A 23294-nucleotide genomic window follows, 5' to 3' on the forward strand; every position below is an offset into this window, starting at 1 on the left:
CCTCCCTCACGAATTATTGGCTTGTTGCAGCTGTGCGTGCAATTGTTCTCTGATGACTCGCCGTTGGATCTTCCCGATCGGCGATCGCGGAATCGAGTCCACGCATTCCAAGTGATGGATTTTTTGGTAGTAAGACATTTTTTCGTTGACGAATTGCATGATTCTGGCGAGGTCGACCGGGTCCGACGGGTCATGCAGGACAACGAATGCGTAGGCGACGGCGCCGCTGAATTTGTCGGGATAGTCGACGACCACGCATTCGCGGACGGCGGGATGCTGGTTCAGCTCGTACTCGATCTCGGCCGGTGACACGAGTTCGTTGTCGCACTTGAAGACATCTTTGAGGCGATCGACCAGGAAAAGCCACCCGTCATCGTCTTGGTAGCCGATATCGCCGGTCGAGCACCAGCCGTCGGCGTCGATGGCGGTCGAGTCGGGGCTGTGCAGGTAGCCGATCATCACCTGCGGACCTCGGACCAGGACCTCACCATTGATGCCGGCGGGCAGAGGGGTGCGGGTGTCGACGTGCACGATCCGGCATTCGGTGTCGCGTACCGTCGGCCCCACCGACCCCAGCCGGGGCGCGTCGGGGAGGTCGCAGTGGGTCAGTGGTGAGGCTTCGGCCAGGCCGTAGCCCTGCACAACCGGAATTCCGAACTGGCGGGCCAAGATCGTGGTGACCGCGGGGGCGAGCGCCGACCCGCCGGAATACATCGCCCGGACCATGCCCGCCCGCAGATCGGGCAGTCGAGGATCCTCCGCGAGTCTGGACAACCGGACGGGCAGACCGTAGTAGTGCGTGGCCTGGTGCTCGACCGCCGCGGCGATCGAAGCCACGGGGTCGGGGTCCAGGCACAATACCTGGCTGGCGCCGGCGTAGATGGCCGAGTTCAGGTGCATCAAGTGATAGGCCGGCAGGTGGTTCAATGTGATTGCGGCCGAGCTCAATCCGTGCGCGGTGGCCACCTGCACCGCGTTTGCGACCAGGTTCCGGTGCGACAGCATCACCGCTTTGGGCATGCCGGTGGTGCCGCTGGTGAACTGGATGCAGGCCAGGGCACCGAGATCGGTCGACCGGGCGGGCGGGGCAGCGGCCCCGTTTCGCGCGAGGTCAGCCAGAAGCGTTGTGCCCGTGGTGGATTCATCGCCGTTATCAAGCAGGATCAGCGTGGCGAGTTTCGGTAAGCGGTCGCGCAGGGGAGCCAGTCGCCGGTACAGCTCGGTCGGCACGAACGCGGCCTGGACCTCCGCGGCGTTGAGGATGTGCTCGAGCGCGGCGTCTCTGAGCAGCGGGTTGATCGTCACGATCACGTTGCCGCTGCGGGAGACCGCGTTGAACGCGACCGCGAAGGCTGGATCGAGTGTGGTGGCGACCGCGATCGCCACCCCTGGGCCGCCCGCGAGGTTGGCCAGCGAGCCGGCGACGCTGCTCACGATCGCCTCCAGCTCAGCGAAGCTCAGCTGCACGGCGTCGGTGCGGATCGCCGTGCGGTGCGGGTCCCGGCGCGCGCTGAGTTGTAGCAGTCCGTCGATCGGTATCGCGGGGTAGTCGAGGGGTTCGCGGCCCTGCACGTTCTCAGACACCGGCCAGCTCCTCAGCGAACGACTTGGCCAGCCGCAGGTTGGTCATGCTGTTGGCCGCCAGCTCTCGGCGCAGGTACTTCCGCGCATCGATGATTGTCGTGCCGTCGCCGAGCAGGTGTAGGGCTGTGGGTTTGATGGTCACCGTGTGCCGTACGGCCGCGTGCACACCTTCAGTGGTTTCGGTGAATTTCCAGTGCCCGGTGTGGGCATCCAGCAGCGGAGGCAGCTGCAGTTGTTTGTAGACGATCCGGTCCGGTGGCAGGCAGACCCGCACCGAGCGGGTGTTGTGCGTCGACCCGTCCGGGCCGGCGGTCTGCATGTCGAAGAATTGGATGTTCGGCGTGTCCTCGTTCAAGGTCAGCGCTCGAACGTGCGGGATCCGCTCGGGCCACCTATCGGCGCGGTAGAGATAGTCGTAGACGTGCTCGATCGATCCGCCGACGAACAGCGCATCCTCGAAAGACACGACGAGTCGTTGGAGTTGTTCCTCACGTTCGGCGGTGTCTTTCAGTGTGGCCAGATACGCCAGGGTGTTTCGCTGGGATGCCGCACTAAGCCGGCGAACGAGGTCGCCGGCGACGGATTCGGTGAACTCGAGTTGGTGGCTCATGGTCACCCGGGTGGAGTTCTCCGCGATGGGCTGGAAGGTCCAGGAGCCGCTCACCGTACACGGCGATACCGAGTCGTTCACGAAGGCGATCCGGTGCTCGGCCTGGTCGAAGGTTCGCCGTGCCCGCCATCTGCGCACGCTCTGGTCGCTGAGCAGTGCCCACTGTTCGACCAGGTCGCCCTTCTCGCCCGGGTCACGTACTTCGGCATGGATGGCCGGCGGATGGAACTGTGTCCAACCGACGACATCGAGTACCAGGTCGTAGAGCACCTGCTCGGGCGCGGCGACCACCACGTGCTCCTCGATGAAGGAAGTTTGCATCCTGTTATCCCCCTGTGCTGGACGTCGCGGCGAAGCTGTCGCACCTAACATCGCGGCGGGGTTTCGAAGCCGGTTGGAGGGTGATTCGAGAACGCCACCCTTCGGTCGACCTCTAACCCGCCACGAAGGGCTCGATGCACGATGGGCGCGGACATGGTCCATCACGAGGTCCAATTCGGATTGGGGCGTTCATGCAAGCAACGACCAGCGAGATCACCTTCGAACGGCTCTATGCGGAGGTTCAGCAGTTCTACGCGAAGCACCTGCAGCTTCTCGATATGGCCGAAGCACAGGAGTGGGCGGAGACTTTCACCGAAGATGCCACATTCTCCGCACCGACCCTGGCGGCACCGGTCCGGGGCCGGACGGAGTTGGCTGCCGGCCTGCGGCGCACGGCGGCCGAGTTGGCCGCTGCCGGTGAAAAGCACCGCCATTGGCACGGAATGATCAATGTCGAGTGCGATGCGGACGGCACGATCGTCGTGCACTGCTACGCCATGGTGATCGCGACGAAACACGGAGGCGAATCCCGTTTCTACCGGATCTGCGTATGCCATGACCGGCTGGTTCGTCTCAACGGGGAGCTACAGGTGAGAAGCCGAGTGGTCACCCGCGACGATCTGGCCTGAGTGGCGACACGCCATAGGCTGATTCCCTATCGACCGCATCGACTCTTTCCTCGACTGAGGGCGATCGCATGAACCCGCAGTCGACATCCACCAGCCCGGGCAGTTCACTCTCACGACCACAGGTGTCAGTCCGAATGCTCGACATCGATTGCGGTACAGCGAGTTCCGTCCGATGACACTGGCCGAGGTCCGAGGTCATCGCCTAGGAACAGCGGCTGTGCCCGGCACGCTGGTGACTTGGTACCGAGCATTCGGATTCGAGACTTTGAGGAGCATTTATGGATCGCCGGGTAGTTATTACCGGGATCGGCGTCACCGCACCTGGCGGGATCGGTACAGACCGTTTCTGGGATCTGATCGCCAGCGGCACGACCGCGACCCGGACCATCACCCATTTCGACGCGAGCCAGCATCGCAGCCAGATCGCCGCCGAGTGCGACTTCGACCCGGCCAAGCTCGGGCTGACACCCCAGCAGGTCCGCCGAGCCGACCGTGCAGCCCAGTTCGCCATGGCGACCGCACTGGAAGCCGTCCGCGACAGCGGCATCGAGATCGACGGACTGCTGGCCGAACGGACCGGGGTTGCTCTCGGCAGTGCCGTGGGCGGCACCACCAGTACCGATCGGGAGTACTCGGTGCTGTCGGACGGCGGCCGGCACTGGGTCCTCGACCCCGGTTTCGTCAGCCCGCACCTCTACGAGTACTTTCTGCCGAGCTCGATCGCCGCCGAGGTCTCATTGATCACCGGCGCGCGAGGACATTCCACGGTGATCTCGACCGGCTGCACCTCGGGTATCGACGCGGTCGGCTACGCCGCCGAGCTTGTCCGCGACGGTGAGGTGGATGTCATGATCACCGGCGCGGCGGACGCCCCGATCTCGCCGATCACCCTGACGTGTTTCGACGTCATCCGCGCCACCTCCGCCCGCAACGATGATCCGGGCACCGCCTGCCGACCCTTCGATCGTTCACGAACGGGGCTGGTTCTCGGGGAGGGTTCCGCGGTGCTGGTCTTGGAAGACTACGACCATGCCCGCCGGCGCGGCGCGCACGTCTACGCCGAAGTTGCCGGCTACGCCTCGCGCGCCAACGCTTATCACATGACCGGGCTCAGCGCGGAAGGCAAAGAAATGTCGGAGGCCATCGACCTGGCCCTGCTGGAAGCGAGGCTGGCCCCCGACGCCATCGACTATGTGAACGCCCACGGCTCGGGCACGGTCCAAAACGATCAGCATGAGACCGCGGCGGTGAAACGCAGTCTCGGCCAGCACGCCTATCTGACGCCGATGAGCAGCATCAAATCCATGGTCGGTCATTCACTCGGCGCCATCGGATCCATCGAGATCGCCGCCTGCTTGCTCGCCATGCAGCACAACGTCGTCCCGCCGACGGCGAACTTGCATGAGCCCGATCCACGATGCGACCTCGACTACGTGCCATTGCATGCTCGGGAGAAGCGGCTCGACGCTGTGCTGACCGTCGGCAGCGGATTCGGCGGATTCCAGAGCGCGATGGTGCTGACAGCGTTGACGAACGGTGAACTGGCATGAACCGCGACATGGTAGTGACCGGCATCGGAGTTGTCTCCCCCATCGGGACCCGTCTGGAGGAATTCTGGCAGGCCAGCCTCGCGGGAGTCTGCGGTATTCGACCCGTCGAATCCTTCGACACCGACCGATACCCCGTCACGCTGGCCGGCACGGTCCCGCCGTTCGAGGCAGAAGCCGGAATCCGCAAACGGCTTCTCCCGCAAACGGACCGAATGACGCGACTGGCGCTGCTGGCCTCGACTTCAGCGCTGGAAGACGCCGACGTCGATCCTGCTGCGCGCCCGCCGTATTCGATGGGGGTGGCCGTGTCGACCTCCACCGGCGGCCTCGAGTTCGGTCAGCGAGAACTGCAGAAGCTGTGGGGTACCAGCTGGGATGCAGTCAGCCCGTACATGTCCTTCGCCTGGTACTACGCGGTGAACACCGGTCAGATCTCGATCAAGAACGGGATGCGGGGCCCGTGCGGTGTCGTGGTTTCCGAACAGGCCGCCGGACTGGACACTCTGGCCTTCTCCCGGCGCCGGATCCGCAAGGGCACAGCGTTGATGACGGTCGGCGGCGTCGACGGGCTCGTTTGCCCGTACGGAATGTCGGTCGTCTCCGCCGCGCACGGAGTCAGCACCAGCGGCGACTGTGCGGCGGCCTTCCAGCCGTTCAGCGCCACCAGTCCCGGGTTCATCCCCGGTGAGGGCGGCGCGATCTTCGTCGTGGAGTCCCGATCCGATGCCACGGTCCGGAGCACGGCGATCTACGGCACCGTCGCCGGCTACGGCTCAGCGTTCGATCCCGCGCCGGCCGCGACCGGCGACGGGTTGTTCCGGGCCGCCCAGCAGGCCCTGGCAGATGCCGGCGTCGCACCCGATGAGGTGGATGTCGTGTTCGCCGACGGTGCTGGGGTCCCCGCGTTGGATCAGGCCGAAGCGGCGGTAATCACCAAACTGTTCGGAGAACGCCGCGTGGCCGTGAGCGTCCCCAAGACCATGACCGGACGCCTGCTGGCCGGTGGTGCGGCCTTGGATGTCGCGTGGGCGTTGTTGTCCATGCGCGACGACATAATTCCGCCCGCTGTCAACATCGACGAGGACCAACTCGACTCATCGCTGGAACTAGTGATCGGCGCGCCACGCCATCAGCGTGTCACCAATGCGTTGGTCCTGGCTCGCGGACATGGCGGCTTCGCATCGGCGGTACTCCTCACCAAGCCCTCCTAACTCCCAGCACCCTCAATGCCTACTGACGCTGTGAGACGCGATGCGGCAACGGTTTTCGGGTAGATCACGGCGCCAGCCACCGATCTACCCGAAAACCGTTGCCGCGCATTTCTGTTGGGCATACCGGTCGGAGGGACCCCGCGCAGGCCTCGCTGAACCGGGCATGAGCCCTGTACGCGCCCGGACCCGGGAGCGGCCACCGCCCGGCAGGTATCGGGAGACGCGTGCGGAGTAGTTCGCACCGCAGCCGAACCTCGGTGCCGCGGTCGACGACCGTGGCTGCACCGAGGTCGGCCGCGTGGTGTTCTCGCCAGAGATGGCTACGCGTGCTCGGTCACCGTGGTGTTGACGACCTCGAGCAGCTGCCGCGGTGTCGTTTCCTCGGTCGCGAGGCTCTCGGGAATAGCGATCTTGTAGTCGCGCTCGAGTCGCTGCACGACGTCGATGATGGCCAGGGAATCGAACCCGAGCTCACCCATCTCGGCGTCCAGGATGTCGCCACTGAGATCCACTGTGTCATCTTCGCCCAGCGCCTTGCGCATGAGCCCTCTGAGCGTATCGATCGTAAGACTGCTCATTATTTGCCACCTCGTCCGTTTGATACTTCTACTGGTGCATGTTGTTGTCGGGGTTGCTAACTGATTCCTTGGCGCGTCCGGGCCTTCATGAAAACGACAAGGTTGTGTGGTGTGGGGTGATCGATGACCACCTCGGCAGGCAGCCGGAGCCCGGTGACAGCGTTCAGCCGGTTACGGAGATCGATGCTGAGCAAGGAGTCGAACCCCAGCTCCTGAAACGAGTCGGAGGGCTGGATGGCGTGTGCATCGCTGTATCCGAGAACGGCCGCAGCGTGGCTGCACACCAACTCCATGAGATCCATCGATCTGTCGTCGACTCGCGCCGTGGCTGCGCGAGCGGCCAGCACCGCATCCGATTGGTCGGCGCCTGCTTGCGAGGCCGGCGTCGCAGCTGGTGGTCGACCGTCTAGGCGGTGATCCACCGGCCACGCCGAGCGATCGGCGATCTGGGTGGTCAGCCGGGCGGCGACCAATGCGGCGGCGCCGGTATGTAGAGCCTCATCGAACAGGCGCAGCGCTGGTCCGGTTTCCATCGGGAGCAGCCCAGAACGGCGCAGCGCCAACCGATCTCGATCAGTCAAATGCCGCGTCATACCCGTGGGCTGCTCCCACAAGCCCCACGCAATCGACGTCGCTTCCAGACCGCGGCTGCGACGGTAGTGCGCCAAAGCGTCGAGGAAGGTGTTCGCGGCGGCGTAATTGCCTTGGCCGGGCTCACCGAGAATGCCCACGATCGAGGAGAACAGGACGAAGGCGGACAGGTCCAACGCCTGGGTCAGTTCATGCAGGTGCCAGGCGACATCGACCTTGGCGCGCAGCACAACCCGCAGTTGATCGGGTGTCATCCGGGTGAGCACGCCGTCGTCGAGGAGTCCGGCGGCATGGAAGACACTGCCGGGTGGGCAGGCGGCGATAACGCGCGCGAGCCCGTCACGATCGGCGGCATCGCATGCGATGACCGTGACCTCGCCGCCCTGGCGGGCCAGCGCAGCGGTCAGTTCGGTGGCGCCGGGTGCTCGGTCTCCTCGACGGCTGACCAGCACAATCCGTCGCGCGCCGTGGTCGCTCACCAGGTGGTTGGCCAGCACGGCACCCAGCCCGCCCGTGCCGCCGGTGATCAGTACCGGCCGGTCGGGGTCGAATGCCCTGGGCAGGGTCAGGACCAATTTTCCTCGGTGCCGTGCTCGTCGCAGCCGTTGCAGCGCGTCTCCACCGTGTCGGATGTTCCAGGTGGTCAGCGGTAGATGGGTGAGAGTGCCCCGCGCGAACAGCTGGATCAGGTCGTCGAGCACAGCGCCGATCCGGTCTGGGCTGACGGCGAGAAGGTTATAGGTGTGGTAGGTGATGCCCGGATGCTGAGCCTGGGTGAGTGCGGCGTCGCGGAGGTCGGTCTTGCCCATCTCGATGAATCGCCCGCCGGGGGCGAGCAGAGCCAGGGAGTGGTCGATCGCGTGCCCGGCCAGCGAATTGAGCACGATATCGACGCCCCGACCGCCGGTCACGGCCAGGAACTCGGCCGCGAAGTCCAGTGATCGTGATGAGGCGATGTGGTCGTCGGGGATGCCCAGCGCGCGCAGTACATCGTGTTTTTCCCTGCTGGCGGTCGCGAAGACCTCCGCCCCCCGGTGACGCGCAATCTGTATCGCCGCCAATCCGACCCCGCCGGTGGCGGCGTGGATCAGGACCGTCTCGCCGGGCTGCAGATCGGCCAACTCGACCAGACACTGGTAGGCGGTGATGTAGACGATGGGAACACCCGCGGCCTGCGCGTGTATCCAACGCGGCGGCAGTGCTCGCACCATGCGCTGATCAGCGACGGCGAGTGTGCCCAGTGCCCGCTCGAAAACACCGAACACGGGATCACCGACGGTGAAGTCGGTGACCTGGGGGCCGAGTTCGACGATCACCCCGGATCCTTCGGCGCCCATGGTCGTCTCGCTGGCGACCAGATCGAGCGCCACAGCGATGTCACGGAAGTTGAGCCCTGCCGCGCGCACCGCGATCCGGATCTCCCCGGCACGCAATGCCGTCTCGGCTTGCGGATGCGGTATGAGGGCGAGGTTGTCGAGACTGCCGCGGGCCGTGACATCCAGGCGCCAGGCCCCCGGTGTGGCGGGCAGGTCGAGTGCTGGCGCGGGTGGGGCGGCCAGACGCGGAGTGAACAGCGTGCCCGCCCGAATCGCGACCTCGGGGTCTGTGATGTTGAGAGCCACCGCCAGCGCCTGTTGCGAGGCCGCGCTGTCGTCGGTGTCGATGAGTCGAAACCGGCCGGGATTCTCGGCCTGCGCGCAGCGCACCAACCCGGTCACGGTGGCGCCGGCCAAGCCGGTCACAGGTTCGGGACCGGTGACCGCTTGGGTGCGGTGGGTGATCACGGCCAGTACCGAGTCCTCGAAGCGCTGCTCGGCCAGCCACCGCTGCAGAAGCTGCAGAACGTTCTCGGCCCCCCCGATAGCGTCGCCAGGCAGGTCGGTGCCGCGGTTGCCGGCGACGATGGCGACGACGGCGGGTACCGGCACGGGTACCTTGTCCAGCAGCTGTGCCGGCGTGTGGCAGGTGGTGTCCGGGGCTGGGGTCCACCATCGAGTGGAGTCGAGGGGTCCGGCGCCGACCGCCGGGCTCCATTGCGGCGCCAGCAAAGCACCGCCATCAGTGTCCTCGGCCGTGGCCACGGGCCGCAGGATCAACTCGCGAACGTGGATCACGACCTCGCCGTTGTCATCAACGGCTGTCAACGACAGCCGGCCCGCCGCCACGCGGGCACGGATCTCGAGAGTCTGGGACGAGGCGGCGCACCGAAAGCTCACGCCTTGCCACGACCACGGGATCATCAGATCGGTGCCCATCGTCCGCAGCGCCGCATGCAGTGCAGCGTCGAGCAGCGCGGGATGCACTGTGGTGTACCGAATCCCGTCGTGGGCGGCGTCGGGCAGGATCACCCTGGCGAGCACACGGTCCTCGCGCGATGTCATGCTGCGCAATCCGCGAAACGCCGGGCCGTAGTGGTAGCCGCGCGAGGTCAGTTCGGCGTAGACATCGTTGATGTCGGTCTGGTCGCCGGTAGCGCCGGACCAGGTGAGGGCGGCGTAGTCGCGCGCCGGCGGGTCGGCTGTGAGGGTGCCGGCCGCGTGGCCTATCCACGGCGAATTCGCTTGTGTCCGTGCATATACCGTGATCGGACGCAGCCCATCGCGGTCGGCGATATCGGCGATCAGACGAAGCTCGACCGTCGTTCCCGTCGGCAGATACAGCGGCTCGGTCAGGGTGAGCTCGCTGATTGTGGTCATGCCGATCGCGGCGCCCAGCGCGGCGACGGCCTCGAGGAACGCCGTCGCGGGCAGCAGGCATCGTCCCCGCACGGCATGATCGGTGACCCAGTGGTGTCGGTCGGGGAAGATGCGCCCGCTGGCGACGACCTGGCCGGACGGAAGGTCGGTGACGTGGTCGAGGAAACCGGCGTGCAGCGCCGGCTGGGGCCCGTCGCCAGCCAGCCAGTAGCGGGTGTCTGCAAAGGCGTAGCTCGCAAGATCCACCCGCTCGGCGTCCGGCATCAGCGCGGACCAGTCGACTGGCACTCCTGCACCGTGCAGGGTCGCCAGCGAACAGGCGAATTGTGCCGTGCCAGCGTTGTCCCGGCGCAGGGTGCCGATGACGGTGCCGTCGATAGCCTCCGCGTCCAGGACCTCCTGCACGCCGTGGATCAGCACGGGGTGCGGACTTATCTCGATGAAGGTCTGGAACCCCTCGCTTACCAGCTTGTGGATGGTGGGCGCGAACAGCACCGTGTTGCGCAGATTGTCATACCAGTAGGTCGAATCCATGGCAGTGGTGTCGATGACCGAGCCCCTCAGCGTGGAGTACACCGGAATCACCGACGTGCGCGGGCGTATCCCCGCGAGGCTGGTAGTGATCGTTTCCCGCAGGTCTTCGACGGCTGCGGTGTGGGAGGCGTAATCCACATCGATGGTCTTGGCGTCGATGCCCTGCCGCTCGCACAGCACCCGGAACTCGTGCAGGGCAGTTGCGCCTCCGGCGACCACCGTGGAGCGCGGACCGTTGATCGCCGCGATATCGACCCGGCCGTCGAGCTGGCCGCACAGGGCTTTCACGACGTCGACGCCGAGGGGGACCGCGACCATCCCGCCTGTGCCGGCCAAGGCCTGTAAGGCCTTGCTGCGCAGGGTCACTACCGCGCAAGCATCGCGGAGGTCGAGCGCGCCGGCCACGTGCGCGGCAGCGATCTCTCCTTGCGAATGCCCGATCACCGCTGCCGGTGTGACACCGGCGTGTTTCCACAGCTCCGCAAGCGAGACGAGTACCGCGAACAAGGCTGGCTGCACTAGATCGACGCGGGTCAGCGCGTCATGGTCGAGAACATCGAACAGGTCTCGGCCCCAGGTCGGTGCCAGCGCCGCCGCGCAGCGCTGCATACTGTCGGCGAACACGTCGGAGGTGGCCAGGAGCTCCAGCCCCATGCCTCGCCATTGCGAGCCTTGACCGGGAAACACGAACACGGGCAGGGCGTCTTTGGCGGCACGGGCCATCAGCGTGGTCGGTGAGAGGTAGCTGCCGGCCACCGACGCAATCGCTGTCGTGGCGGCGAGGTGTTTCATCCCGGCGATCAGATCGTCGCGGTTGTCGGCGAGGACGACACCGCGGTGAGCGAACTGGGTGCGTTCGGCCAGGCTGCGACCGATGTCGTCGGCACGCAGGCCGGTGTGGCCGGTCACGTAGTCGACCAGCGATCTGGCCTGCCGGTGTAGCGACTCGGCGTCGGGCGCTGAAACCGGCCAGGCAAACGGTCCGGATCGCCGATTCGTGGTGGTGGTGGCTGCGGCAACGCCTTCCACGACCACATGGGCGTTGGTGCCGCTGATCCCGAAGGATGAGATGCCCGCGCGTCGGGGTCGTCGGCTGGTCGAGGGCCATGGGCGTGCCTCGGTGAGCAGAGCCAGCCCGCTGTGTTCCCAGTCGATGTGTGCATTGGGCCGGGTGGCGTGCAATGTTGCCGGGAGCTGGCCGGCTTTCATGGCTTGCACCATTTTGATGACGCCGCCGATGCCGGCGGCGGCCTGGGCGTGGCCGATGTTGGATTTCAGCGATCCCAGCCACAGGGGTCTGTGGGGGGTTCTGCCGGCGCCGTATGTGGCGGCGAGTGCGCGGGCTTCGATGGCATCGCCGAGCGGTGTGCCGGTGCCGTGTGCCTCCACGACATCGACTTCGGCGGCCGACAGCCCGGATCGGGTGAGGGCGGCTCGGATGACCTGCTCTTGGGCGTGGCGGTTCGGTGCGGTCAGACCGTTGCTGGCACCGTCCTGATTGATCGCGCTGCCGCGCAGGATCGCGTGGATGTGATGGCCTCGGTCGATCGCGTCGTCCAAGCGTTCGAGCAGCACCAGTCCTGCGCCTTCGGCCCATGCGGTGCCGTCGGCGTCTTCGGCGAAGGCTTTGCACCGGCCCTCGGGGGAGAGCCCTTTCTGCCAGCTGAAGTCGACGAACATCCCGGGTGTGGCCATGATCGTTACTCCCCCGGCCAGCACCAGGTCGCATTCACCGCGCTGTAATGCCGAACTCGCCAGGTGTACGGCCACGAGCGAGGAGGAGCACGCGGTGTCGACGGTCACGGCCGGACCGTGCAACCCGAAGGTGTAGGCGATGCGACCGGAGGCGACGCTGATCGAGCCTCCGGTGAGCCGGTGCCCGTGTCCGGCCGCTGCGCTTGGCTCGTGCAGGCGTGGACCGTACTCTTGCGCCATCACACCGACGAAAACGCCAGTGTTGCTGTCGGCCAGGGCTTCCCGGGTGATTCCTGCGCGTTCGAAGGTTTCCCAGGCGACCTCGAGCAATATCCGCTGTTGGGGGTCCATCCCGGTGGCCTCGCGCGGGGAAATGCCGAAGAAGCGGGCGTCGAACCGGTCGGCGTCGGGCAGGAATCCGCCTCTGCGCGGGTAGTCGACCTCATCGTGGACCGCCAGTTCGGCGTAGAGCTGGTCGATGTTCCAGCCGCGATTGGCGGGGAAGGGCGAGGTCGCGTCCTGTGCGCCGGCAACCAGACGCCACAGTTCCTCCGGCGAGCTCGCGCCTCCGGGGTATCGGCAGCCCATGGAGACGATGGCGATGGCGGGCGTAGGTGCTGCGGGATCAGAGCTCATCAGTGGGGCCTTTCCGGTGCGGTCGAGCCAGGGCTATAGCGCTGTGCCTGAGTCCAGCGCGTCGATCAACGCGGCCGGGGTGGCGTATTCGAAGAGCAGCGTCGCCGGCAGTGGTTGCCCGATCGCTTGTGAGAGGGTGCTTTGGAATTCCACGGCCATTCGCGAATCGATGCCCATGTCGTTGAAAGACAGATCGAGATTCAGGCCGTCGCCTGCTGTGCGGCCCAGAGCGCGCAGCGTGCAGTCGATCACCGACGCCCGAAAATCAACGGCGACACCATTTCTGGGTTCGAGTGTCGCGGTGAGAGCATCGGTATCACGGTGTCGGCGGGTCTGGTCATCGCCCAGGTCATGGTCGAACCAGTACGAGTCCGGCCGGAACGAATAGTGCGGCAGGTCGATGGTTCTCGCCGCGGGGTAGATGCTCGGCCAGTTCAGCGAGCAACCCGACACGAAAGCCTGCGCGAACACGCGCATCATCCCGGCGGTCTCCGCCTCATCGGCCATGGGCGCCACGCTGGTGAAGGCGCTGCCTGCCAGGCATTCCTGGACCATGGTGGACAGCCCGGCACCGGGTCCGAGCTCGACGAACAACCGCCCACCGCGACGGTAGGCCTGGGTCACGGCGTCGGCGAACCGGACCGTCGTGCGCAGATGCGTCGCCCAGTACTGCGGCGTCGCAAAGATAGCGGGGTCGGCCAGGCGCCCGGTCACGGTGGACACGATGTCGGGTCCACTCGGCCCATGCCGGGTCAGTCCCTGCGCGACCTCGTGCAAGTGCTGCTGGATCGCTGCTGTCATCGGGCTGTGGCAGGCGCGGGGGCTGCGCAGCCGCACAGTTCTGCGGCCCTTGGCCGCGTAGTGTCGCGCCAGCTCAGTGACCGGTTGTTCTTCTCCGGACACCACCAACGACGTGGGGCTGTTCACTGCGGCGAGGCCGACCGTGTCGGATTCGTGCCCAACCAGGTCGTGGATCTCGTGCTCGGCCGCCTGGACCGCGACCATGACACCGTCGGGCAGGCTGTGCAGCAGCTGCCCGCGGCGCACGACCAACGCTGCGGCGTGATCGAGTGACAAGACACCAGCGAGGTAGGCGGCGGCGATCTCGCCCTGCGAATGCCCGATCAGCAGATCCGGCACCATGCCCACCGAGCACAGCAGCTCGCAGACTGCGACTTCCACCGCGAACAACGCCGACTGGGCATGATCGATTCGTTCCACCAGCGTCGGGTGATGCCACAGAACCTGTTTCGGGTCGGCCCCGCCTGCGTTGATGATCGCCTCGCAGGCCCGGTCGAAGGGTCGGGCGAACCCGTCGAAGCGCTCGTAGAGTGCACGCCCGAGAGCACTGCGGTCGCGACGCAGCGCGCCTTGCCCTGGCAGCAGGAACACCGTCCGGCCCGGCCTGGTCGCCCCCGCGACGACAGCGTCGGACAACGCCTGGCCGGACAACTCGCGCAGTTGTCGGCGCACCCCCTCGGTGCCGGTGGCGACAATCGCGCCCCGGTAGGGCTGGGCAGCGCGGGTGGTGGCCAGCGAGACGGCCAGGTCGGCGACGTCGATGGTCGGGTGCTCATCCAGGGTCTGGGCCAACTGCAGCGCCTGCCGGCCCAGGCTCGCGGCGTCGGTGCCGGACAGTACGATCGCCGCCGGTGTCGACGGGGCTGTCAAGGCCAGCCGCGATGGCCGCGATGGTGGGGCGGCGGCGACCAGCACATGACAGTTTGTGCCGCCCAGCCCGAACGACGACACCCCGGCGATCACCCGGTTGCCAGGGCGCGGCCAGGTCTGGCGCCGGCTGCATACCTGCAAGCGCAGTGTTTCCAGGTCGATGGCGGGGTTGGGGTATTGGTAGTTCAGGCTCGCGGGCAGGTCGCGGTGGTAGACGCTCAACGCGGTCTTGATCAGTCCGGCCACGCCGGCGGCGGCTTCGAGATGGCCGATGTTGGTTTTGACCGATCCCACCAGCAGGGGTGTGTGCCTGGGTCTGTCGCGCCCGTACACGCCGCCCAAGGCGGTGGCTTCGATGGGATCTCCGACGCGGGTGCCGGTGCCGTGCAGTTCGACGTAATCCACGTCGTGGGGGCGCACGTGCGCTCGCGCGCACGCGAGCGTCAAGGCCTTCTGCTGCGCGTGCGCACTCGGCACGGTGATTCCTGCTCCGTGCCCGTCGTTGGTCATGGCGCTCGCCAGGATCGTGCAATAGGCCCGATCGCCGTCATCGAGTGCCTGACTCAGTTTCTTCAGCACCACGACCCCGGCGCCTTCGCCGCGGACGAAACCGTCGGCGCGATCGTCGAAGACATGGCAACGGCCTTGCGGCGACAACACACCCAATGCCTCGATCATGGTGTCGGTCTCGGTCGACAGGTTCAGCTGGACACCGGCGACGATGGCGATCGAACAGTCACCGTGGAGCATCGCCATCTGCGCCTGATGCAGTGCCGCCAATGAGGAGGACTGGCCGGTGTCGATGACGAGGCTGGGTCCGTGCCAGCCGAATACGTAGGAGATCCGATTGGCGAGGAAGGTACGTCCCACCCCGGTCAGGGTGTGGACCGTCGCCTCGAGGCCGGCGGCTCGTAGGAGGGAGCTGTAATCATCTGAACAAGCGCCGACGAAGACCGCGGTCGAGCTGTCGCGCAACGACATCGGGTCGATCCGGGCATCTTCGAGCGCATGCCAGGTCAGTTCCAGCAGCAGTCGTTGTTGTGGGTCGGTGACCGCGGCTTCGCGTGCCGACATTCCGAAGACCTCGGCATCGAAGTGCTCGACTCCACTCAGGTAGCCGCCAGGACGGCGCCCTGTGGATGGTGCGTGCTCGATGGCGCTCTCTCCGGCGAGCAGAAGCCTCCAGAAGCCGGCGAGGTCCACGGCGCCGGGAAATCGGCACGCCATACCGACGATGACCACCGGATCACCGGCCGCGGTCAATGGCGCGACCAGTTCGTCCTCACGCAGCGCCGACACTTGTTCCTCCGAGATGTGCTTGTGGGTGTCGGGTGGGCTACCGCGCCAGGGCGGTGTCGCGTCCCGATCCGAGTCCAAAATTGGTCAGCAAGGTTTTCGCAGAAGCGACCGAATCACGATCGGCCTCGTCTGATGCATGACGCGAGGGCAGCAGCGCGATGGCTCGGCTGCGTCCGCTGCGCACTGCGGCATGGCGGCGGGCGAGCGCGGTGAGGCTGCGTCCAGGCCCGGCCTCCACCACGACGCAGTCGTGATCGTGCAGCATCCGGTTCAAGGTGGGGCCGAAGTAGACCGTCGAGGCTGCTTGCCCCGCCCAGAAACCGGGGTCGACGGCACGCTCGTCGCTGAGCACCGACTGGGTGTAGGCGGAGTAGAGGGTGATCGCCGACGGGCGCAAGGTGACGTTCTGCCAGCCCGGCAGCGACGCGGTGACCGCTCCGGCGACGACCGGACTGTGGAAGGCTTGGCGCGCGGACACAGCACGGTTGATGATGCCGTGACGGTCAAGGGTTGTGGCGATGTCGGACAACGGTTTTCGTTCCCCAGCCAGCAGCAGCTGGCGTGGCGAATTCACCGCCGCCAGGAACACCCCCTCGTGCAGAAGCGGTTCGATGTCCTCCACCGTGGCGGCCACGGCCAGCATTCCTCCCGCAGGAGTGACGGCGAAGTGCGTCATCCGCTCGCGCATCAGCCGGATACCGGCGTCGAAATCGACGACACCACCCAGCGTCGCCGCGGCGAATTCGCCGACCGAGTGGCCCAGCAGCGCTACCGGCGCGCCACCCCAGCCCAGCACGACACTGCCCAATGCGACATTGACCGCGTACAGCAGCGGTTGCGCCACCGTGACGTCGTCGAACAATCGTGAGGCCACCGGACGCAGCCATTCCGACCGCACCGCACGACCTTCCGTGCCCAACAGCGTAAACGCGCGATCCATCACGTCGGTGAATACCTGGTCATGGCCATAGAGACCGGCTGCCATGCGCGCGTGCTGTGCTCCTTGACCGGGGAACAGGAGAGCGAATCGGCATGGATACTGCGGCGACAGCGACATCGGAGATCCCCTTTCTGCTGTGCCCTCAGTGATACGGCCAGCGGTTAGAGGCTCATAGGAGTGCGGCTCGAACGGCGGACTTGATCAGCGCTCCAACCGCTGTCGATCCCCGGCCAACATGCTTACCCGGTCCGGTCGAGCCGACGATGGAGGCTGAAGTGTTCGATCCCGCACCCCTCTACATCGCAGGAGTCGGAGCGCGGTTAGGCATCGAGGTCGATGCCGCCGCCGCGATCGGTGATGGGGTCACCGACGCCAAGACTGTCCGGCGGATGGGTATCGACGCGGTGTGCGTGTCGCAGGTGTCGGGCCCGGAGATGGCCGCTGCGGCCGCGATCGACGCGATGGCGCACGCGGGGACCCGGCCCGAGCAAATCGATCTGGTCCTGCATGCGAGTACCTACTTTCAGGGACACGATCTGTGGGCGCCTGCGTCGTTCGTGCGGCGGGTGTCGGTCGGGCAGGCGGGGCTTTCGGTGGACGTCGGGCAGCTGTCCAACGGGGGGATGGCGGCGCTGGAGCTGGCGACCAGCTATCTGCATGCCGACCCTCGGCGGCACTCCGCGCTGGTGACCACGGGAGATCGTTTCTGCGCGCCGGGCTTCGACCGCTGGAACACCGACCCGGGCACGGTTTGTGGTGATGGGGGAACCGGACTCGTGTTGTCCGCCTACGACGGTTTTGCGCGCCTGCTCGCGCTAGTCACCATTTCTGACCCAGAACTGGAAGCCATGGGCCGCGGTGAGGACCCCTTCGCGCGGGCCGCGCTCGCCGCCCGCCGGCCTATCAGTCTGCAAGCGCATCGTGCCGGGCTGATTCAGGAATACGGGCTAGGCGCTTTGCTGCAACGACTCCAAACCGGCCAGCGCAAAGCCTTCGATGACGCGTTGTCTCAGGCTTGCGTCCGTCTGGGCGATGTGGCGTGGTTCGTCGTGCCGAATCTGGGGCGCCCGAAGATGGACCAGCAGTTCTTCCGGCCCCTGGGCATATCCCCAGAGCGGACGACCTGGGAACGCGGGCGGCGGACCGGCCATCTCGGAGCCGGCGATCAGATCGCCGGACTGGCACATCTGGTGAACACCGGCGTCCTCACCACGGGCAGCATTTGCGTCTTGATCGGCGCCGGTGGCGGATTCGCCTGGTCGACCGCGGTGCTGGAGATCATGCGCCCTCCGCAGCGGACACCGTGAGCGCCGTAGTAGTCACCTACTAGCCTGAAACGCGGAGCGGGATATCTGCTTTCCGCGGCCCCTGCTTGCTGTGAACAGGCGGGGCCACATTGCATTACCGGAATCTTCGTCTACACGGCGTTCGCGATCGATGCCTATGCCGGGCAGATCTTGGGCTGCGAGTGTGCGACCAGCAAGGAGGCCACGTTCGTCGAATCGGCGATCCGGCAAGCCGCCGCAGTCCGGGCACGCGAGGGGAATCCGTTGGACGGCAACACCATTCACCATTCGGACGCGGGCTCGCAACTTCGCTGCCGCGATCGGAGTGGAAGCTCACCCCGTCGATCGCGTCGAACCCGCCCCGGATGGCTGCCGCGATTTTCAGTGCCGCACAATCTAATTCGGCGTCATGGTGGGCGCTGGTGGCGTAGCCGAGCAGGCGCCCGGAGAATCGGTCTTCCACCGTCGCCAACTACAGTTTCCCCTCCAGGGTCGGGATTTCGGTCACATCGCCGACCCCTAACACGCCCTGGGCGACGGCGGTGAACTTCCGGCGCACCAGATCAGGTGCCGCCGCTCGTTTCCCCTGCCGGGCCGTCGAGCATGGCCGCTTCACTTTCCTTGCTACCCAACCTTTTTCGGCCATAGTGGCGGCGATGGTGTTGTCGGACACCTGCCAGCCCTTCTCCCCCAGTTCCAGACCGATGCGTGGACTGTCGTAGGTGCGGCCGGAATAGTCGAACTCCTTGCCGATCGCTTCGGTCAGCCGCTCTCGTCGCCGCTGCCGTGGCAGCGGGTCGCGGTCGTACCACTTGTAGAACCAGGACTCGCTGACTTCGAGGGCGCGGCAGGTCAGGGTATGCGGGACGCCGTGCTCGGTCCTCTGGGAGGCGATGAACCGGGCCACGCTCATTTGGTCGCCTCCTTCACCCACAGGACAACTGATCGCCTGAGGACATCACGCTCCATCGCCAGCTCGGCGTTCTCGCGCCGCAGCCGCAGCAGTTCCTCACACTCGGACTCGCTCAACCTGCCATCACCGCCGCCGGCGCGTTGCCGCCGGTCACGGGCCACCCACGTCGTCAGTGTTCCCTCGTTTACGCCCAGCTCACGGGCAACTTGGGCGCCCGGGCGCCCGGTCTCACGAACGATCCGGACCGCTCCCTCCCGGAACTCTCGATCGAACTTGCGTCTCTTCTCCGCCATCTGGCCTTTCCATTATGGTCAGACCTCCACGGTACGAGGGGAATCGCAGACGACATCGACAGTGAAGTTGAACTGCCGGCACTTCTTGTCGCTGCCGGATCGGTAGTCGAACTCGCCCAGGTACTTTCGGATGCCCGCGACATCGAGTCCAGTCTCTTCTTTCACCTCACGAATCAGGGTCTCGTCAAGAGCCTCGCCCGGATCGACCTTGCCGCTGGGCGGTTCCCAGATACCGCCCATAAATCGTCGGCCGGTTGTTGCAGGAGGAGAACTCTCCCGTCGTGCGCGCCCTGGTCCGCACACCGACGCCTGGAGCAGGCTTGGAGTCTCCGACGAAGTCTGTGGCCGACTTGGGTGCGAGCCCCTCGACGACGGGTTCATCGAGATCGTCGAGCCCATCGGCCTGTTCCTCGATAGGTTTGTCGGCCACTGGCTTAATCCTTCGAGTTGGATGCCAGTTGAGATCGACGGCACACTCGCGCCCCTGAGCCCGTTTATCCACATTAGGGCCTTCAGACGACATCACCTGGTGACCATCCGTCTCGTGGGGGTTCAAATCGCCTATCGATACAAGAAAAGCCGCAATCCCTTGCGCTGCAAGGGATTGCGGCTCAAACTGTGTCCGGAGGGGGACACAACCACTACGCACACCTACTTCACCAGAGAACATCGCTGGAGATCGGGCCTTAGCAGCGGAACTTCCACCCCCCGCCGCACTACGGCCTAGTGTTGCCGCCCAAGGACGTTGCCTTCCGGGTAACCCGGCTGGATTCGCCCCGAGTCCAGGTGGTTCCGAAGACCGAAAAACGAGCTCGCTGGGAATTGCCGCCAGCCGAACAAGAGCGAGTCCGTGCACGCGCTGCGGCCGGACCTACTGCTCACCCACGAGGGCACGATCCGCAACTTCTTCGGTGCGATCGAGGTCGATATCGATGCCGAGCTGGCCGCGCCTGGGCCGACCGGTTACCGGTCGCTGCGCGGGCGCGACACCCTGTTCCGATCGGCTCATGTCAATCGGTGTCCAATCGCCGAGCCGCATCCCACAGCAGCGCACCAAAGTTCTCGTAACGATCATCGTCAGGACTGCTGCCGTCGCCGGTAAACCACTCGTACGCGGCCCACTCGCCATCCTCCGCCGCGCCGTTGGGGTGCAGCAGCCAGCACACGCCGGGCCCGCCATCGTCTTGTGCGATCAACAAGCTCCGCTCGAGGATCGAGCGACTAGTGTCGTCGATTGCGGAGCTCCAAGCCTCCACGAGCTCGGGGTCGCGTTCGGGAAGCCATCCGATCTCGTCTACGTTGAGCAGATCGACATGGTCGACATAGCCAAAGCCGTTGCTGGCCATCAGAAAGTTCCGGTACGTCGGCGGTAGTCGAGTGCCGAGCCGCTCTTCGGCAGCCTTGACGGCGTCCGCGTTGGCCGGCTCGTAGCCGATCCATCCCTCACGTTCGACGTGACTCCTGACGAAAGCTCCGGCCCCGTTTTCCTCGAGCGCACGCAACAAACTCGAATTGTCCAGGAACTTCGAACCGTAGTCACGCAGGAACGTGCGCCACTCGGTGATGCTGAAAGGGCGAATGTCCACGCGTGAACTCCTCTGAAGAGTGTTGATCAGCCACACCAGTTGGCCATACCAACGAGAACAACAACTTCGGCCGAACATGCTGGTGGGGTGCACCGCTGGTGCGGTGCACCCCGCCACTCACTTCGAGACAGAATCTAGTGGCCCGCGCCCGGGCCGCCGCCGCCCGGGTTGCCCCCGCCGCCCGGATTACCGACGCTGCCGCGCGGGCTGCCCTCGTCGCCCGAATTACCGACGCTGCCGCGCGGGCTGCCCTCGTCGCCCGAATTACCGACGCTGCCGCGCGGGTAGTCCATCAGGGCGATACCGGGGTGCAGGGATTGCGCGACGGTCGATATAGGGGATACCGGCTGGGCGGTGGCCACGGCGGGGGCTGCCAGCGCGAGGGCTGCCGCTCCGGCGATTCCCGCAGCGGCAATGCCGCGGCGAAGGGTGCGCAGATGCATCTGATCTCCCGATCCAGGACGACGATTCGTCCTTGCTGTCCGGGCCGCGACCGTCCGGTCGGGCCCCTCGGAGGCTAACAAAAGGGTGCGTGCTTGTCTTGCGACGTAATCCGGGAGAAAGGTTGTGTCACAAGGGATTACATCGCGATTATGTTAATCACATGGACGTAACCTGGGACGACACTGAGCCCGTCGACGACGTTGCCCGCCGGCGGCGGATCCTCCCGGTCAGGGGTCGACCAGGACTCGGTCACGAGGGTGCGGCGCCGACGAGGCGCGAGCCGCCCTCCTGTGTCCTGCGTCAACCTCTTCGCATGATCTGGCTGGTCAGAAGGTTGACACTATCGGAGGACAAGGTCACCCGAGACTGCTCGGTAATAGCCGATGCGAGGTGGTGCGGGGTACGTGGAACCGATCGGTCGGGCGTCGCTTATTGCATCATCTGGATGTGTGGGTGCTCGTGTGATGTCGGGCGGGATGCGCCGATGATCAACGCGGACTTATCTGCTGTCATCGCCTGGTCGCTTCCAGGATCACGATGGACTCGAGGTGGGAACGACTCGGTCGAGGTCGAAGCCGTTGTTGTTCAACAGTATTCGGTACTCGTGCGCGGTGCGTCCCTTGCCGCCGAGCAGGCTCAGCATCACGAGGTCCATATCCTTCGACTGATGCGGAGCGTCGGTGGCGGGCACGACCAGCTCGGCAACGAGCAGTCACGCACCCGCCGAGGCCGATGCGGCGATAGTCTGTAGGATTTTCGCGGCGTCGGCGTCGTTCCAATCGTGGAGAATCCAGCTCAGCAGGTAGATGTCCGCGTGCGGTACGTCATCGAAGAAGTTTCCGGCGACCACCTCGACACGCTCGGCCATTCCGGCGGTGGACAGCGTTACGTGGGCGGCATCGACGACGCCCGGCAGGTCGAAGACGACTCCTCGCCGATCGCGGTGACCGTTCTGGCGAAGCAACTCCACGAGCACTGTGCCGTCGCCACCGCCGAGGTCGGCGATCACATCGCCACCCAGCAGCCGGTAGCCGTCGAACATGCCGGCCCGCATCGTGTTGGCGAAGGCCGTCATCGCCCGCCCGAAAAGCTCGGCGAGCTCCGGATTGGTGGCGACGTAGTCGAAATACGGTGTGCCGAAATACTTTCGCGCGGCGGACTCCCCCGTCCGCAGGGTGTGTGCGACTTCGCCGACCGCCCGATAGTGCAGGTGCATGCTGCCCACGGCAGGAATCCATCCAACATTTGCGCCATCACCGCGGTCGGCGGCAGTTGCTCGTTGTCATGGGTCACGGTCGCAACACCTTTCGGGTTTCGATCGACAGGCCAACCCTGTCGATCACGCGTAGACATACGGGCCGGTGAAGTCGCCATCCGAGGTGGCGGGTCTTCGCGGTGCGTCCCCCAGGACGAGCCTGACCGGTCTGCGACTGGGTCATATTCGAAGGTTAGACTAGATTTGCAAGTTTAGCTGCATTAAGCTGAGCCGTGCTCAGGGCGACCGGAAGTCGTCATGGTTGAGCAAGTCCGACCACGGCCATATCGGAATCATCAGCTCGCCGCAGCGCCCGGCGCGACAAGGCGCTCCCGCCGCAGGTAGGGGCGTGGCGAGCTACGCGACATCGACGGGGATCGGCTGACATGCCGGTCACTATAACTTGACGCGATACGAACTTAGTTCGTTTGATGTCGCAGAGGTGACGGATGCAGGTTTCCGCCCGGATGCTCAGCGAAACAGCTGGAGCCGCAACGGCTTCGGCGCCACGGGGAAGCGCAAATGATCACTGGAACGAAGGCTGTGACTATCGAGACTCGAGCTCGCCATCCGCGATGGGAGCATGTCTTGCATAGTTAATATTAATCATGCAACACTGATTGGGGTCGAGTCAGCGGGAACTTCTCCGCAGGCATGTCGGCCATATAGCTCGATGTGATCAAAGTTCGTATCAATGTTGTGGAGGTATGTGATGCGGGTTTCCGTAGTCGGAGCCGGTCTGGGAGGTCTGGCTCTCGCGCAGGGTCTGCGTGGCGCCGGGATCGAGGCCGAGGTGTTCGAGCGTGACCCGGGTATCGTCGCCCGATTCCAGGGCTACCGGCTGGTACTGAACCCGACCGGTTTCCAGGCGGTGCGCAACTGCTTGCCGGAACGCTGGCACCCGCTGCTGGACGAGATCGTCATGGACGCCTCCGCCGAGCAGTTGATCCTGGACCCACAGCTCAACGAGAT

General features: G+C 65.6%; 17 protein-coding genes and 2 pseudogenes. 6 read left to right on the forward strand and 13 right to left on the reverse strand.

Annotation, left to right across the window (positions count from 1 at the left end):
- Positions 1-6: 6 nt before the first annotated feature.
- Together ABZ942_RS42430 and ABZ942_RS42435 are read right to left on the reverse strand one after the other, a co-directional pair.
- Positions 7-1584: a class I adenylate-forming enzyme family protein gene (locus ABZ942_RS42430; RefSeq protein ID WP_357391938.1), complete on the reverse strand. Its 1578-nt coding sequence runs from the start codon at positions 1582-1584 to the stop codon at positions 7-9.
- The gene (locus ABZ942_RS42435) at positions 1577-2515 is read right to left on the reverse strand and encodes an aromatase/cyclase (RefSeq protein WP_357391939.1); all 939 of its coding nucleotides are present in this window, start codon (positions 2513-2515) and stop codon (positions 1577-1579) included. Before ABZ942_RS42435 ends, ABZ942_RS42430 begins: the two co-directional genes overlap by 8 nt.
- 134 nt (positions 2516-2649) lie before the next feature.
- Here ABZ942_RS42435 and ABZ942_RS42440 point away from each other — a divergent pair, with 134 nt between their 5' ends.
- From ABZ942_RS42440 to ABZ942_RS42450, 3 genes are all read left to right on the forward strand, one after another.
- Complete coding sequence (locus ABZ942_RS42440) at positions 2650-3144, forward strand: nuclear transport factor 2 family protein (protein WP_357391940.1); 495 nt, start codon at positions 2650-2652, stop codon at positions 3142-3144.
- 278 nt (positions 3145-3422) lie between these two features.
- A complete protein-coding gene (locus ABZ942_RS42445; protein ID WP_357391941.1) occupies positions 3423-4694 on the forward strand; it encodes a beta-ketoacyl-[acyl-carrier-protein] synthase family protein in 1272 nt (423 codons plus the stop codon).
- Positions 4691-5905: a beta-ketoacyl synthase N-terminal-like domain-containing protein gene (locus tag ABZ942_RS42450; protein WP_357391942.1), complete on the forward strand. Its 1215-nt coding sequence runs from the start codon at positions 4691-4693 to the stop codon at positions 5903-5905. The genes ABZ942_RS42445 and ABZ942_RS42450 overlap by 4 nt, the downstream gene beginning before the upstream one ends.
- Before the next feature lie 320 nt (positions 5906-6225).
- Here ABZ942_RS42450 and ABZ942_RS42455 read toward each other — a convergent pair whose 3' ends face one another.
- The 4 genes from ABZ942_RS42455 to ABZ942_RS42470 are packed head-to-tail and all read right to left on the reverse strand — an operon-like array spanning position 6226 to position 16662.
- Positions 6226-6483 (reverse strand): acyl carrier protein, encoded by a 258-nt coding sequence (locus ABZ942_RS42455; protein ID WP_357391943.1) that lies wholly within the window; start codon positions 6481-6483, stop codon positions 6226-6228.
- A gap of 56 nt (positions 6484-6539) precedes the next feature.
- Entirely contained in the window at positions 6540-12635 is a 6096-nt protein-coding gene (locus ABZ942_RS42460) for a type I polyketide synthase (RefSeq protein WP_357391944.1), read from the reverse strand.
- A gap of 33 nt (positions 12636-12668) precedes the next feature.
- Complete coding sequence (locus tag ABZ942_RS42465; RefSeq protein ID WP_357391945.1) at positions 12669-15605, reverse strand: beta-ketoacyl synthase N-terminal-like domain-containing protein; 2937 nt, start codon at positions 15603-15605, stop codon at positions 12669-12671.
- A gap of 37 nt (positions 15606-15642) precedes the next feature.
- A complete protein-coding gene (locus ABZ942_RS42470; RefSeq protein WP_357391946.1) occupies positions 15643-16662 on the reverse strand; it encodes an acyltransferase domain-containing protein in 1020 nt (339 codons plus the stop codon).
- 272 nt (positions 16663-16934) lie between these two features.
- On the opposite strand from ABZ942_RS42470, the gene ABZ942_RS42475 reads away from it, so the two are divergent.
- Both ABZ942_RS42475 and ABZ942_RS42480 read left to right on the forward strand, forming a co-directional pair.
- Entirely contained in the window at positions 16935-17852 is a 918-nt protein-coding gene (locus ABZ942_RS42475; RefSeq protein WP_357391947.1) for a ketoacyl-ACP synthase III family protein, read from the forward strand.
- A 93-nt stretch (positions 17853-17945) separates the two neighbouring features.
- Positions 17946-18137: pseudogene (locus ABZ942_RS42480) on the forward strand (IS3 family transposase); the annotation flags it as partial.
- A 166-nt stretch (positions 18138-18303) separates the two neighbouring features.
- Here ABZ942_RS42480 and ABZ942_RS42485 read toward each other — a convergent pair.
- From ABZ942_RS42485 to ABZ942_RS42515, 7 genes and pseudogenes are all read right to left on the reverse strand, one after another.
- Positions 18304-18744: an IS3 family transposase gene (locus ABZ942_RS42485; protein WP_357391948.1), complete on the reverse strand. Its 441-nt coding sequence runs from the start codon at positions 18742-18744 to the stop codon at positions 18304-18306.
- Entirely contained in the window at positions 18741-19037 is a 297-nt protein-coding gene (locus ABZ942_RS42490) for a transposase (protein ID WP_357391949.1), read from the reverse strand. Before ABZ942_RS42490 ends, ABZ942_RS42485 begins: the two co-directional genes overlap by 4 nt.
- Before the next feature lie 18 nt (positions 19038-19055).
- Complete coding sequence (locus tag ABZ942_RS42495) at positions 19056-19436, reverse strand: NUDIX hydrolase (protein WP_357391950.1); 381 nt, start codon at positions 19434-19436, stop codon at positions 19056-19058.
- A gap of 472 nt (positions 19437-19908) precedes the next feature.
- Positions 19909-20046, reverse strand: a complete 138-nt coding sequence (locus ABZ942_RS42500; RefSeq protein WP_357391951.1) for a hypothetical protein — start codon at positions 20044-20046, stop codon at positions 19909-19911.
- 1 nt (position 20047) lies between these two features.
- The gene (locus tag ABZ942_RS42505; protein ID WP_357391952.1) at positions 20048-20623 is read right to left on the reverse strand and encodes an SMI1/KNR4 family protein; all 576 of its coding nucleotides are present in this window, start codon (positions 20621-20623) and stop codon (positions 20048-20050) included.
- A gap of 134 nt (positions 20624-20757) precedes the next feature.
- On the reverse strand, positions 20758-21066 hold the full coding sequence (locus ABZ942_RS42510; RefSeq protein ID WP_357391953.1) for a hypothetical protein: 309 nt from the start codon (positions 21064-21066) through the stop codon (positions 20758-20760).
- A gap of 533 nt (positions 21067-21599) precedes the next feature.
- Positions 21600-22283, reverse strand: a pseudogene (locus tag ABZ942_RS42515) (methyltransferase).
- 751 nt (positions 22284-23034) lie between these two features.
- On the opposite strand from ABZ942_RS42515, the gene ABZ942_RS42520 reads away from it, so the two are divergent.
- Positions 23035-23294 (forward strand): NAD(P)-binding protein (locus tag ABZ942_RS42520; protein ID WP_357386881.1); only part of this gene is annotated, 260 nt, incomplete at its 3' end.

It is taken from the genome of Nocardia sp. NPDC046473, from assembly GCF_040645995.1.
In the GTDB taxonomy this organism is placed as follows: domain Bacteria; phylum Actinomycetota; class Actinomycetes; order Mycobacteriales; family Mycobacteriaceae; genus Nocardia.

What these genes read in the sequence shown, in the direction of transcription:
- ABZ942_RS42490 (WP_357391949.1), bottom strand. Translation starts at nt 19,037, where the DNA reads ATGGCGGAGAAGAGACGCAAGTTCGATCGAGAGTTCCGGGAGGGAGCG.
- ABZ942_RS42440 (WP_357391940.1), top strand. Translation starts at nt 2,650, where the DNA reads ATGCACGATGGGCGCGGACATGGTCCATCACGAGGTCCAATTCGGATT.
- ABZ942_RS42450 (WP_357391942.1), top strand. Translation starts at nt 4,691, where the DNA reads ATGAACCGCGACATGGTAGTGACCGGCATCGGAGTTGTCTCCCCCATC.
- ABZ942_RS42445 (WP_357391941.1), top strand. Translation starts at nt 3,423, where the DNA reads ATGGATCGCCGGGTAGTTATTACCGGGATCGGCGTCACCGCACCTGGC.
- ABZ942_RS42510 (WP_357391953.1), bottom strand. Translation starts at nt 21,066, where the DNA reads ATGCATCTGCGCACCCTTCGCCGCGGCATTGCCGCTGCGGGAATCGCC.
- ABZ942_RS42495 (WP_357391950.1), bottom strand. Translation starts at nt 19,436, where the DNA reads ATGGGCTCGACGATCTCGATGAACCCGTCGTCGAGGGGCTCGCACCCA.
- ABZ942_RS42500 (WP_357391951.1), bottom strand. Translation starts at nt 20,046, where the DNA reads ATGAGCCGATCGGAACAGGGTGTCGCGCCCGCGCAGCGACCGGTAACC.
- ABZ942_RS42470 (WP_357391946.1), bottom strand. Translation starts at nt 16,662, where the DNA reads ATGTCGCTGTCGCCGCAGTATCCATGCCGATTCGCTCTCCTGTTCCCC.
- ABZ942_RS42485 (WP_357391948.1), bottom strand. Translation starts at nt 18,744, where the DNA reads ATGAGCGTGGCCCGGTTCATCGCCTCCCAGAGGACCGAGCACGGCGTC.
- ABZ942_RS42455 (WP_357391943.1), bottom strand. Translation starts at nt 6,483, where the DNA reads ATGAGCAGTCTTACGATCGATACGCTCAGAGGGCTCATGCGCAAGGCG.
- ABZ942_RS42435 (WP_357391939.1), bottom strand. Translation starts at nt 2,515, where the DNA reads ATGCAAACTTCCTTCATCGAGGAGCACGTGGTGGTCGCCGCGCCCGAG.
- ABZ942_RS42475 (WP_357391947.1), top strand. Translation starts at nt 16,935, where the DNA reads ATGGGTATCGACGCGGTGTGCGTGTCGCAGGTGTCGGGCCCGGAGATG.
- ABZ942_RS42460 (WP_357391944.1), bottom strand. Translation starts at nt 12,635, where the DNA reads ATGAGCTCTGATCCCGCAGCACCTACGCCCGCCATCGCCATCGTCTCC.